Below are 12,439 nucleotides of genomic sequence, written 5' to 3'. Positions count from 1 at the left end.
TGACAACACCTGTCCCGAGCCGGCCCGGACCCGGCTCCGGGCCGGTTTCCAGTCCGGAATCAGCAAGTCCCCAGTACTCTGCGGACTTTCGAGGTGTCAGGGGACACGGGGGGTGCGGGATGGGACGTCAGGATCTCGCGGACGCGCTGGACGACGAGCTGAGGAAGCGGCTGCTGCCCCCAACTGCGGTGCGCGCGCTGGGACTTTGGCTGGCCGGCTCAGGTGCTCAGTACACGACAGGTGCCGGCGGCCACGCCGTGGAGTACGTGCCCGCACACTGGTCCGGCGTCGAGCCATGGCCCGTTGAGCTCCCCGAGCGGACGCAGACAGCAACCGCGAGAATCAGCCGTGACCAGGTGGTCGCGTCGACCCGGAGGGCAGCAGAGCGCTCGGAGTGGTCCGAGGCCCTCATCGCGTCGTACGTATGGGGGCAGGGCCGGACCGGCTACGGTCCGCACCGGCTCAAGGAGATCCTGGCGGAGCCCACTGTCGACGACGCGTTGGCCATGGCCGGCGCCACCCTTCGCCAGGAGGGCGCAGTCGCGGCGTACCGCGGCCTCCACGGGGCGGTGAAGGGACTGGGGCCGGCGTTCTTCACCAAGTTCCTCTACTTCCTCGACCAGGCGAACCGCCTCGACCAGGTGTACTTCCGCGCCCTGGCGACGGACGCTCCCGCCGCTCCCCGCGCGCTGATCCTGGACCAGCGGGTCGCGCGTGTGATGAGGGCTCATGCCACGCGGGTCGGTGCGGACATGGCACTGGCCTCCGCGCCGGACGTGGCGGCCTGGATCTGGTCGGACAGCGGCTGGACCTCCCATCGGTACGGGGTGTACCTGGGGTGGATCCATGCCGCGACCGGACAACTCGCCTCCGCAGGGGTCGGATGGCCCGGGTCACGCCCGGATCTGCTGGAACTGGCGTTGTTCGACGGCGTCTGGAACCCCGCGGCCTGACCCCTGGCGGGAAGGAACGCCTGACCTGCGTTCTTTCGGCCTGGTCGAATCTCGTAGACCGGTGGTCATGTTCACACGCACTCTTACTTTCATCACAACAAACACACACCTCGGGAGAGACAACATGCGCACCCACCGCCTAGCCCTCCTGTGCAGCACCGCCGTACTGGCCATCGGAGGGAGCCTCGCGGTCGCGCCCTCCGCGAGCGCCGCGGTCGCCGAGCCGAACTGCAACTACATCTCCGACACCGCGCGGCCCACGGTCCGTCCCAACGACGAGGGCAACGCGGTTCGCCAGGTGCAGTGCCTCATCAACAACTACAGCAAGTACAACACCTGGATCGATGTGGACGGGGACTACGGTCCGGCCACCGCGCGGGGGGTCTACTGGGTGCAGACCTGCAACGGAACCACGGGCGGCGCCGACGGCATCGTGGGCTCCAGCACCTGGAACCGCCTGTACAACCCCAAGCCCGCCTGCGCCTTGTAGGAGCGCTCCTCCGCTCCACCGGCTGCCCGCTTCCCGACCGCAGGAGCGGGCAGCTTCGACCGGCCAGGACACCCCCACAGGAGGAATCACGCGATGACGGTCCCGGACTCGAACTCCGCAGGCTCCCCGAGCCCAGCTCGCACGACGCCCCCAGTGCCGCGACGCGTGTTCCTGGGTGCGCTCGGAGTCGCCGCCGCGTTGAGCGTCGTGCCCCGTCCGCCCGCGGCCGCTGCCGCCTCCGCCGCGTACACGTTGCGCTCGCGCGCGGCCTGGGGTGCGGACGAGGCCCTGCGGTACGCCGCCGACGGCACGGAGATCTGGCCGCCGGAGTACTACCCGGTCCAGACCCTCACCGTGCACCACACCGACGACGGGAGCACCGACCCGGACCCGGCCGCAGTGGTACGCGCGATCTACCGCAACGACACCGTCGGCAAGGGCTACGGCGACATCGGTTACAACTTCCTGATCGACCGGAACGGCCTTGTGTACGAGGGGCGTTGGTCCGGCACCGACGGCACCGACGGCACGCCCGCACACGACGCGTCGGGGCGGCTCGTCACCGGAGCGCACGTCCAGGGATACAACAGCGGAAACCTCGGCATCGCCCTTCTGGGGACGCTGACGACCACGCCCCCGACGGCCGCCGCACGCACCGCGCTCATCCAGCTCCTGGCCGAACTGGCCGAGCGGCACGCGATCGCCCCCTTGGGGAAGGTGTCCTACGTCAATCCGGTCAGTGGGGTGAGCCTCGTCGCGCCCGCCATCGGCGGTCACCGCCACTGGGCCGCCACCGACTGTCCGGGTACGGTCTTCGCCGACATGCCCGCCATACGCACAGAGGTGGCCGCCCTGATCCAGGGCTGACAGCTCGGCGTACCCAGCACTGACTCCGCTGTGTGCGCCCGAGGATGATCCGTTCCAGTCATTGTCTTCAAGGGGGCCGGCGCGGCATTGTCTGCCGCATCGGGCAGGAATCACGCATGGGGGGACCGTGCTGCGCATTCACTTCACGTCGGAGGATCTCATCCGAACGCGGCTCGCCTGCCGCCCCGACCCCTTATGGGAGATCGCCGCCAGTCTGCACCGGCTACAGTCCCAGCTCGGGCGCTGGGCCCATGCCGCCTGGTACCGCGACGCCCGCGCCGCCATCGCCACCCAGCAACTGGGCACGGTCGTACGCACGTTGTTGTTTCCGCTGTTCCCGCGCGCGACGTACTTCCCCGACTTTCTGACCCCGGCCGAGGCGGGCCAGGGACTGAAGAGCGGGCTCGACGCGATCCTTGATACGCCGCCTGCCCGGGTCCGGCACGAGATCGGTCTGCTGGCACAGGTGAGGAACGTACCGAAGGACATGTACCGCCTGGCCGACAAGGACGTCCGCGGGGAACTGGTCGCGGCGCTGCGCAAGTACCACAACGCGGCCATCGCCCCCCACAGCGAGCGTATGCAGGCCCGCGTCGACGCCGAGTGCGCCCGACGAGGCCGCGATCTGCTGCACGGCGGGGCGGAAGGGCTGCTCGGGGGACTGGGGCCCGCCATGCGCTGGAGAGCCCCCGTCCTCGAGGTGGAGTACGTGGGCGGTGTCGATCGTGATCTGCGCCTGGGCGGCCGCGGGCTGGTCCTGATCCCCTCGTACTTCTGCTGGCAGAAGCCGGTCTCCTTCGCCGACCCCAACCTGCCGCCCGTCCTGCTGTACCCGCTGGCATCAGGCAGCCCCGTTCCCCAACACCGCCCGGCCGAGGCACCGTTGTCTGCGCTGCTCGGGCGCACCCGGGCCGCGGTACTGCTCGCGGTGACGTACGGCGCCACCAACTCGGAGATCGCCCGTGCGGTCTCGGTGTCCCCGGCCAGCGCCAGCCACCACACCACGGTGCTGCGCGACTCGGGACTCATCGCCAGCCACCGCCACGCGAACACCGTCCTGCACACCCTCACACCGCTGGGGGCGGCACTCCTTCGTCTCCCCGACCAGGACCGCCAGATCGCGGTGCAGGACGGCTGAATCCCGGAGCCCGGTCCTTCCGGGGCGGCCGCGATACCACCGGGCCGCCCACAGGACGGTCGGGGTCACGAGCATGAACTCCGTTACCCGGTCCGCGAGTTGACCTGAAGAGATCACCGGACGGCGGGAGCCGAGCCGATCTCCACCACGCGAGCCCACGCGGGCGGCGTGTCCGGGACGTACTCGGGATCGTCCTCGTCCCACGCCCCTGAGTCGTACGGCCGGGGAAACAGGCCCACCACCGTCCGGCAGGACGGCTGCGAGCTCGGCCAGGGCGTCTGACCGTCGGTCAGGACCACGATGACATCCGGCCGCGGCCGGGTACGGAGCGCCTTGGCGAAGCCCGTGCGCAGGTCCGTGCCCCCGCCGCCCAGCAGCGGAATCCCCTCGGCCCGGCACAGCGGGTGCACGACCTCGGCGGCCGCGTCGCACGGCAGTACGGAGACCAGGTCCCGGCGGCCGCCGACGGCACGGGAGATCGCGGCAACCTCGCGGAGCGCACTGCCCAGTTCGGTGTCACTGACCGAGCCGGAGGTGTCGATGATGACGGAGACCCGCGGAGGCCTGCGCCGGAGACTGGGGAGCACCACGCCGGGCAACCCGGCCGACCGGCGTGAGGGACGGCCGTAGCTGTAGTCGTCGCCCGCGCCGGAGCCCGAGGTTGCCGAACGGATCGCCGCGCCAAGCAACTCCCGCCACGGCTGCGGTGGTTGGAACGCCTCCTCCGCCCATCGCTGCCACGCCTTGGACGTGTTGCCCGGACGGCCCTTGATGCCCTGCGCCACCCGGAACCGAACCGCGTCGCGTTCCTGCGCGCTGAGGCCGTGCGCGCCGTTCGGACCCAGCTCCCACTCCCTCTCCGAACCGTCCGCCCCACTGCCGCAGTCCAGCCAGGAGTGGCTCTGGGTGCGCGGCCCGAGCCGGAACTGCCGCAGGTAGTCCTCCATGAGTTCGCCCTCGGGCAGCCCCAGGGAGCCCGGCTCGACGACGTCCTTGGGCCAGGCCAACCCGTCGCCGTACACGTCGTCGTTGATCTCGCAGTCCGCGGCGATGTTCATCCGAAGCCGTTCCCCGGGGCCGGTCAGTCCGCGTTCCTTCGCGACCCTGTCGCTGCGCCCGTGGTGGTCGCGCAGCAGGTGCGACACCTCGTGCACCCACACACCGGCCAGTTCCTCCACCGGTGTGCGATCCACGAACGCCGGTGAGACGTAGCACCGCCAGTGCCGGTCGACGGCCATCGTCGGTACCGAACGCGACTCCACGGTGTGCAGGGCGAACAGCGCCGTGGCCAAGTAGGGCCTGGCCCTCGCCGCCTGCAGCCGGGCGGCGAAGAGCTTGTCGAGGTCCAGTGCCCTCGTCGGCTCCGGGATCACCGGCTCGCCTTGGTGGCGACCGCGGCCCGGGCCGCCGCCCGGTCCGCCCGCCGGGAGATGGACACCGCTCCGGCGAGCCTCTCGATCGACGCCGGAACGTCCCAGTCCTGTCGGCGCAGCGAGGCGAGTGTGGTCGCGGGGACGACCACCAGGTCCGGGGCTCCGGTGTCCAGTGCCCGCACCAGGAGCGCCCACGCGGCGTCCCAGCGCGCCTTGTCCGGGCGCTTGCGGACGGCGGCCACGACACCGTCGAGCACGGCCTGGCGCAGATCTCCGCGCTCGGGCAGGGCGGCGGACGCCGGGTCGGCGAGCAGCAGTTCGGGGTCCGGGAGGTCCATACGGTCCAGACCGGCAAGGAGTTCCAGACCCGGGCCGTCTCCCACCGTTCCCCTGACGAGCAGGGACAGCACCTCCCTGGAAGAGCCGGCCGCGGTGGCGAAGGCGATCAGGCACAGGGTCATCTCCCAGCTGCGGGGTGACGGCCAGGGTCCGCCCCGACGCGTCTCGTTGCTGGGCAGCCGGTGTACGAGTCCGGGGCGGGCGGAGAGGAGCTCGCACACGGCACGGCGGGCGAAGCTCACGGCCTCAGGCAGCCGCTCCGGATCCAGCCGCGGCAGTGTGGCCCGCGGCCATGTCCCGCCGAGGCCGCGAACCACCACGTCGTGGTCGTGGGTCCACTGGAGATGGACGAACCGGTTGGCCAGGGGCGGGCTCAGCTCCCAGCCGTCGGCGGCGGAGGACCGCGGATTGGCGGCGGCCACGATACGTACGCCGGGCGGCAACTGCAGGGCGCCGATGCGCCGTTCGAGTACGAGGCGAAGCAGCGCGGCCTGCACGGCGGGAGGCGCGGTGGACAACTCGTCCAGGAACAGCAGCCCGCGGCCGGCCCGTACCAGTCGGACCGCCCAGTCCGGCGGGGCCATCGGGACGCCCTGTTCCGCGGGATCGTCGCCGATGACGGGCAGCCCGGAGAAGTCCGACGGCTCGTGCACGCTGGCGATGACGGTGGTCAGTGGAAGGTCCAGGGACGCGGCGAGCTGTGTCAGGGCCGCGGTCTTGCCGATGCCCGGCTCGCCCCACAGGAGGACGGGCAGGTCGGCGGCGACGGCCAGTGTGAGGGCCTCCAGCTGGATGTCGGGGCGCGGTTCCGTGGTGGTGTCGCGCAGGCGGGCCAACAGGTCGCCTGCGATGTCCAGTTGGGAGATGTGCGTCGGGTCGGAGGGTGCGTCGGGCGCGGCGAACGGGCTGTATGAGGGCATGTTTGATCACCTGAGGGTTCGTGGAGCGGCGAGTAGAGGCAGCGGCGAGCAGAGGAAGGGCGAGTAAAGGGCGAGTAGAGGGAGGGGCGAGCAGAAGGCAGGGAGAGGCGCCCCTGGGTCAGCGGCCGGTCGTGTGGCGTGGACGGGAGCGGTGGTTGCGAGGGCGAGGCGGACTCGGGCGGACGCGGCCGGGTCCCGGGCCGGCGAGATCCGCCCGAAAGAGCCCGTAGGTGATGCGCCGCCTCGCGGCAGCCTCGAGTTCGTCCCGCAGCGCGCCGTCGCGCAGCAGTGCGTCGGGGCCCAGCAGGCCCTCGACAACGGCCAGTGCTCCGGCGATGTCGCCGTGGTGGAGGCGTTCCCGGACACCGGTCAGGCAGTCGGGATGACGGTGTGCCGTGTCGATGGTCTGAAGGCAGGGGAGTGGTGTGCCGGTCAGCTCTGCCAGGAGTTCCTCCCGGCGGATCTCGGCAGGGTCGTGGTCCAGCGGGGACAGGACTCCGTCGACCAGGCCGATCCGGTGCTGTTCTCCCCGGCACTCCACCAGGTGCGGCTGCCCGGGCCGGGCAGGGGTGCGGGAGGGACGTGTCACGGGGTGGTCCGGTGCCAACGCCGAAGCGACCAGCGGGTGCAGCCGATCGACCTCGATGGAACCACTGCGGATCAGTTCCAGGTCGGGCAGCGTCCAGGTCGCCGCATCGGGCAGGACGGGCAGCGCGGCGGTGGCCCCTCTCGTGGGCGCCACCGCGACGGTGAACCCGGGCGGCCCCGGGCCGTCACCGTCCGCGACCAGGTCCAGCAGCAGCCGCTGCCCGGACCCCAGCCGCACGGCGACTGTACCGGTGGCCCTTCCCTCGGCGCGGAGCAGTATCCCTGCCTCGGCGGCCCACCGGCCGACGGCACAGCGCGGATCCCACTGCACCGGCTCCAGTGCGTCCGGGTTCCCCAGGGGAAGCCCTTCGCCGGCCTTCACCAGGGGAAAGCCCTCGCCCGCCGGCCGATCGGCTCCCGACCGGACCCGTAGCTCATCGCTCCTGCGCGCGTCCCACAGGTGACGGTGCAGATCGAGGCGGAACCGTCGGTTGGGACGGGGATGCGGGTGACGGCGGGCGCCGGCGTCGGCATGGGATCCGTCCCACAGCGCGAGGCTGACGCGCTGACCGGCATCCGCCCAGGCAGGCGCCGTCCGGACCACCAGATACACCGTTCCCGGGCCGTCATGCACAGGGCCAGGGCCGTCACGCTCCACCGCGTCGTACCGCGTCAGAGCGATCGTCAGGCCCGGTCGCAGCAACCCGTGGGGAGCGATCCTCGGCATGTGCCAGCGCAGCAGGTCAGGAGCCAAGTGGCGGAGATCTGTGCGGACTTGGGCGGCGAGGTCCCGGCCTCGGTCACGAGCCAGGGACCGCAGATCGAGATCGATGTCGACGCCCGCGGCGGCGCACGCCCCTGCCCAGTCCCCGGCACGGCGACGGGCGGTAGCAGTCTCGATCATGGAGGGCGGCACGGCGAACTCTCGCACGCGCGGCCAGAAGGAAAGGCGGAGATCCTCGTACGCGGTGTCAGTGAGCATCAGCACTCACCTTGCGCGGACGGGACCCCCATTCTGTCAACAGAGTGAGTCGTCATCGCGAGCGACAGTATCTCGCCCGCGCCGACCTGTCAGGTGGTTTTCCACGGCAGTCAGTTCCGGCCACCTGGATCAGCGAGGGTCTGGAGCACGGTGGCGGCGGCCCGCCGCAGCCGCGGGGACGGGTCCGACGCGAGGGTCTCCAACCGGTTGTGCAGCGCCTCACGGTCAGGCGGGAGCGCGAAGCCGAACTTGAGCCACTGCTCGAGAGCGAGCGCGGCCCTGTAGCGGACCGGCTCCTCAGGGTCGTCGAGCGCCCGCACCAAGCGGCGTACGTCCTCCGCGGAGCCGTATCTGCCGCGACCGGGACCATCAAGGTCTTCCGGGACGAGCAACGAGAGCACCGCGGCCCTGACCTCGGCCGCCTCGGCACTGTCGGCCAGGCGTCGCAGGGCCGGCAGGGCGTCAGGCAGCCCGATCAGGGCGTAGCCCGTCCGGTATGCGGTGCCGGGTTCGGCCGTGAGGCGATCGACCAGAACGCGGGTCACGGGCCAACGCTCCCAGAAGCGCAGTCCTCTGTAGACGGCCGCGCCCAGGCCGTCGACGGCACCGGCCTGCACGTCCGCGTCCGGGTCGTCGAGCAGCGGGAGCAACTGCCACACGGCGTCCCATCTCCCGCACTCGCCGATGGCTTTCGCGGCGGCGGCACGGGTAGGTCCCGGTACCGCCGTGTCGTCGATGACGCCGCGCAGGAGTTCCACGGCCGTCCCGGTGTCCACCTCTCCCAGCGCGCGAGCGGCCGCCGGACCGGCCACCGGGTCGTGAAGCCATCGCCGTGCCGGGCCGATCAGCTGCCGGTCGTCCGGCTGTTCCAGCATGCCCAGCAGGCGCGCTGCCACGGCCGGGCTCTGCTCGGCGTCGAGAGCGGCGGCAAGCGCGTCACGAACCTGCGGCGTCTCCACGCCGGACAGTCGTCCCGCCACCGCGATCCGTACGTCGGGGGACGGGTCGCGCAGCCCCGCGAGCAGCGAGTCGAGCAGTCGCTCGGTGCACTGTCGGGGCAGCAGCGTGAGCGCCTCCACGCGTGCAGCGGCTTCGCCCTGCCGGGCCGTTCGGATCACCTCTGCCTTCACGGCCGGATCGTCCCTCAGTACGTAGATCAGGCTCCGGGCCCGCCCCCACACGGCGCCGTCCAGATCGCCGAGCAGGCTCACCAGCGCCGGGACGTCGCCGGGTACGCCCAACGCCGTCAGGCCGACGAGTGCGTTGATGCGGACGTGATGTTCCGGGTCGTTGAGCAGCCCCGCGAAGGCCCGCACGATCCCGTCACCGTGAAGCTCAAGGCGGATCGCGGCGAGCGAGGCCCTTCGGCGTACCCATGGATCCATGTCGCGCATCAGGAGCGGCAGCACCTTCTCGCCCGCCTCGGGCACTCCCAGCCGACCGAGACCGACGGCCGCGGCCTCGCGCACCTGGGGCGCCGGGTCACCGGCTGTCTCGGCGAGCACCCAGGCGTGCTCGCGACGACCGAGCTTGCCCAGCCCCTTCGCCGCCGCCACGCGACGCTGAGTGTCCCGTCCGGCCAACTCCCGCAGGAAGAAGGCGATCTGGTGTTCCGATCCCATGTCACACCCCGGAAAGGAAGACCTCCGAGCCGCTCGGAGGTTGTACGGCCGGACCGGGTCCGCCGAGGGTCACAGCGCCCGGGCGAAGGAGTCGAGGACGGCGAAGTCGGTGTCGAGCAGCCCGACCCGAGCGTCGACATGATGGAGAAGTGCCGGGCCCCCGTGGTGCGAGGCGACGAAAGCGCGGTCGGTGTCGTCGACGTCGTCGTCGACCCAGGCGAACGGCCGGCCCTCGGCGTGTGCGACGAGGTGACGGGTCTTCCAGAACGTTCCGTCCGGGCGTATGTCATGTGTCGTGGGCCAGTCCACGACCGGCAGCCGGGGAAGGCCGATGACAGGCCCGATGAACGTGTTGGCCTCCGCGCCCCAGGTGGTCGCCCACACCAGGTCGTACCGCTCGCCCAACTCCCGGAGACGGGAACCGTGTTCGGGGTTGAGCCAGACCCGGAGGGGTTTCACGTGGGCCCGCGGCGTTCCGGGGTGCTGGGCGATCCAGCCCTCGGGCTTCATCCGATGCGTGGCGTAACCCGCGGGCCGTCGGTGCGGCTTGGCGGCGTAGGGGTTGAGCGGCCCGTCCACGTCGAGGTAGAGAATCGGCCGGATCACGGCGGTACCCCCTTCTCCGTTCGTTGCGTATCGCTGCTCCGGCCCCGCAGTCGGCTCGTTTACGCGACTCCCGGCCAGGTGGCGGTCACCAGCCAGAGGCGGGCTGTCAGCCGCACGCCGGTGTCCGACTCGTAGGCGCGGAAGGCGTCGACCGCCGCGCGCCGGGCGCGCTCCGTGGCGTCCGGGTCGGCGTCCCGCAGCCAGTGCCGCATGGGGCCCCAGCCGAAGAGGAAGGTCGCGGCGTCCTCCGCGTCCGCGCCCCACAGTTGAGTCCGCTCGATCGCCTCGGCACCGGGGTCCTCGAAGCCGGCGTCGCGGAGTACGCCCGTGGTGCGTTCGGGGTCGGCGAAGGCGGCGGGGCCGGTCTTCGTGTCCTGGGACAGGTCGGGCAGGGTCACATGCTCGGCGACGGCGGCGAGGATGACGGACTGTTCCATACGGCTGAAGGCCTGCGGACAGACGAAGGCAAGCCGTCCGCCCGGCCGCAGAGCCCGTCCGATGTTGGCGAACGCGGCCACCGGATCGGCGAAGAACATCACCCCGAAGCGGCTCAGCGCCACGTCGAAGCCCGCCTCGGGAAAGGGATACACCTGGGCGTCGCCCTGCACGAAGGAGACGTTGTCGAGCCCCTCCTCGGTGGCGCTCGCCCTGGCCCGCTCCAGCATCGGCACGGACAGATCGACGCCGAGGGCACGGGCTCCTCGGCCGGCCGCGAGGCGGGCGAGACGTCCGTTGCCGCAGCCGATGTCGAGGACCGCGTCCGTGTCCTGGATGCGGGCGGCGGCCAGGAGAGGCTCGTTGGAGGCGTCGTTGAGATCGTCGTAGCGCGTCTGGTGTTCGGCCCAGTGGGTGCCTTCATAGCCGTTCCAGGCCTCGGCCTGATGCGTGTTCACGATCGTCTCGTCCGTCATACGTACATGGTGACTCCCGGCTTTGTCCCGTGTCACCGCGTGGGAGCGGGGTGCGAGGGCCGGTAGCAGGCGGATGTGGCCGATTGGAGCCCGTCGCGGTGTGCCCGGGCCGTGGTCATCAGCCGGTCCAGGGCGTCGCGGGTGTGAACGAGTTCCGCGATGTGTGCGGTGAGCCGGTCGCGCTCCTGGCCCATGCGACCGAGAGCGGCGTCCGAGTTCTCCTCGCTGGGCGAGTCGACGCAGGGGAGCAGTTCGGTGATGGTCCCGCTGGACAGGCCTGCCGCGTACAGCCGCTGGACAAAGGTGACGCGTTCGGCGTCGTGGTCCGTGTAGCGCCGCTGTCCACTGGCGCTACGGGTGCTGGTAAGCAGGCCCTGTTCCTCGTAGTGGCGCAGCGACCGGACGCTGACGCCGGCCCGTTCGGCGAGCTCTCCGATGCGTATGCCGCTCTCCCCACTCCCCGCTGTCACTGCGCCACAGGCCATGCCTCTGACGTCAATGTCAGGTTTTAGCGTAACCGTCGTGCCCGGGACCCGGGCTGACGGATCGTGAAGGAGTCTTGAAGTGACGAGCCTGTTCCAGCGTCATCAACTCGGCGAACTGACGTTGCCCAACCGCGTTCGGCTCTCTGCCTCTCCCGTTGCTCAGTGCCCGGCCGGCCCCTTCGTCAGGCCGAACGAGTTGTCGGTGGAGGGGCGGGGACGTTCATGCGCCAGGAGTGGTCATCCGAGGACGTGGTCGCGTGCTGGACGCCGGCAGGCCCTGACTGGGAGCTGGTCGCGAACAAGTCCGGACCGACCCGGCTCGGGTTCGTGCTGACGCTGAAGTTCTTCGAGCTGGAGGGCCGGTTCCCCCAGTTCGTGGAGGAGTTCCCGCCGACCGCGGTCAAGGTGCCGGGTCGACAACCTGAGCGCGGCGGCCGTTGCGTCAATCTCCGACCAACCGATGCCGGGCGCCGTAGCCCGCGCTAGAGCTGGTCTTGTCCCCACCTGCCCCTATGTCCGGGGGCAGGTCACGTACTGCTGAACAGCCGGTCCAGATGCACGTCGATCGCGGCGAGCGCGTCCGAGGGCTCGATCACGTCGAGTTCGATCAGGGAGGTGAAGCCGGTGAGGGCGAGGAGCAGGTTGGTCTCGGTCGCCGGGTCGCGGCCGGAGTCGATGTGCCCGTCGGCGATCGCCTGGCGGACCAACTGCTCGACGAGGCCCCGCCCTTGGACGAGGCCGCGGCGCGCCTGCTCGTGCACGGCCCGGTCGTGCAGCGCCTCCAGGACGTAGGCGGCGCTCATCCGGCTGGTCGCGCGGGCGTCGGCATGCAGGGGGAGCATTTCCGCGAGCGTCAGTCGCAGCACGTCACGGGGGTGCGGACGGTCACCGAGCTTTTCGAGCCCCTGGTTCACGCGCACCGAGGTCTGCTCGGACGCGAAATCCATGGCGAAGGAGAGCATGGCGGTCCGGGAGGCGAAGTAGTGCTGCAGCTGCCCGAGTGACATGCCCGCCTCCTGCGCCACCACGCGCATCGTCAGCTGTGTGACGCCGCGCTGCTCCACCACCCGCCACAGTGCGCGGGCGATCGCTTCGCGGCGTCTGCGGTGATCCACCTGTTTCGGCATCGCCGGCTCCTCCCTCGTACCCCTGGACTGTTCCAATA

General features: G+C 71.0%; 13 protein-coding genes. 5 read left to right on the top strand and 8 right to left on the bottom strand.

Annotation, left to right across the window (positions count from 1 at the left end):
- Positions 1-119 precede the first annotated feature (119 nt).
- From OG718_RS08500 to OG718_RS08485, 4 genes are all read left to right on the top strand, one after another.
- Positions 120-953, top strand: coding sequence for an 8-oxoguanine DNA glycosylase OGG fold protein (locus tag OG718_RS08500; protein WP_186001369.1), 834 nt, complete (start codon positions 120-122; stop codon positions 951-953).
- Between the two features lie 124 nt (positions 954-1,077).
- On the top strand, positions 1,078-1,443 hold the full coding sequence (locus OG718_RS08495) for a peptidoglycan-binding domain-containing protein (RefSeq protein WP_186001370.1): 366 nt from the start codon (positions 1,078-1,080) through the stop codon (positions 1,441-1,443).
- A gap of 153 nt (positions 1,444-1,596) precedes the next feature.
- Positions 1,597-2,310: an N-acetylmuramoyl-L-alanine amidase gene (locus tag OG718_RS08490; protein WP_260695566.1), complete on the top strand. Its 714-nt coding sequence runs from the start codon at positions 1,597-1,599 to the stop codon at positions 2,308-2,310.
- A 127-nt stretch (positions 2,311-2,437) separates the two neighbouring features.
- Positions 2,438-3,448: an ArsR/SmtB family transcription factor gene (locus OG718_RS08485; RefSeq protein WP_143641637.1), complete on the top strand. Its 1,011-nt coding sequence runs from the start codon at positions 2,438-2,440 to the stop codon at positions 3,446-3,448.
- A 113-nt stretch (positions 3,449-3,561) separates the two neighbouring features.
- Here OG718_RS08485 and OG718_RS08480 read toward each other — a convergent pair whose 3' ends face one another.
- From OG718_RS08480 to OG718_RS08450, 7 genes are all read right to left on the bottom strand, one after another.
- Positions 3,562-4,821: a vWA domain-containing protein gene (locus OG718_RS08480; protein WP_143641638.1), complete on the bottom strand. Its 1,260-nt coding sequence runs from the start codon at positions 4,819-4,821 to the stop codon at positions 3,562-3,564.
- The gene (locus OG718_RS08475) at positions 4,818-6,080 is read right to left on the bottom strand and encodes an AAA family ATPase (protein WP_143641639.1); all 1,263 of its coding nucleotides are present in this window, start codon (positions 6,078-6,080) and stop codon (positions 4,818-4,820) included. The genes OG718_RS08480 and OG718_RS08475 overlap by 4 nt, the downstream gene beginning before the upstream one ends.
- A gap of 118 nt (positions 6,081-6,198) precedes the next feature.
- On the bottom strand, positions 6,199-7,650 hold the full coding sequence (locus OG718_RS08470; RefSeq protein WP_143641640.1) for a hypothetical protein: 1,452 nt from the start codon (positions 7,648-7,650) through the stop codon (positions 6,199-6,201).
- Between the two features lie 110 nt (positions 7,651-7,760).
- Entirely contained in the window at positions 7,761-9,272 is a 1,512-nt protein-coding gene (locus OG718_RS08465; protein ID WP_328843789.1) for a HEAT repeat domain-containing protein, read from the bottom strand.
- A 69-nt stretch (positions 9,273-9,341) separates the two neighbouring features.
- Positions 9,342-9,878: a hypothetical protein gene (locus OG718_RS08460; protein ID WP_143641642.1), complete on the bottom strand. Its 537-nt coding sequence runs from the start codon at positions 9,876-9,878 to the stop codon at positions 9,342-9,344.
- Between the two features lie 59 nt (positions 9,879-9,937).
- Positions 9,938-10,789: a class I SAM-dependent methyltransferase gene (locus OG718_RS08455; RefSeq protein WP_143641643.1), complete on the bottom strand. Its 852-nt coding sequence runs from the start codon at positions 10,787-10,789 to the stop codon at positions 9,938-9,940.
- Positions 10,790-10,821: 32 nt separating this feature from the next.
- Positions 10,822-11,232, bottom strand: a complete 411-nt coding sequence (locus OG718_RS08450) for a MerR family transcriptional regulator (RefSeq protein ID WP_186001382.1) — start codon at positions 11,230-11,232, stop codon at positions 10,822-10,824.
- A 264-nt stretch (positions 11,233-11,496) separates the two neighbouring features.
- On the opposite strand from OG718_RS08450, the gene OG718_RS08445 reads away from it, so the two are divergent.
- Positions 11,497-11,760 (top strand): hypothetical protein, encoded by a 264-nt coding sequence (locus tag OG718_RS08445; protein ID WP_186001371.1) that lies wholly within the window; start codon positions 11,497-11,499, stop codon positions 11,758-11,760.
- 41 nt (positions 11,761-11,801) lie between these two features.
- On the opposite strand, the gene OG718_RS08440 is transcribed toward OG718_RS08445, so the two are convergent.
- Complete coding sequence (locus OG718_RS08440; protein ID WP_143641645.1) at positions 11,802-12,401, bottom strand: TetR/AcrR family transcriptional regulator; 600 nt, start codon at positions 12,399-12,401, stop codon at positions 11,802-11,804.
- Positions 12,402-12,439 lie beyond the last annotated feature (38 nt).

The organism is Streptomyces sp. NBC_00258 (genome assembly GCF_036182465.1).
Taxonomy (GTDB): Bacteria; Actinomycetota; Actinomycetes; order Streptomycetales; family Streptomycetaceae; genus Streptomyces.
This window is presented reverse-complemented; position numbering and strand designations above follow the sequence as displayed.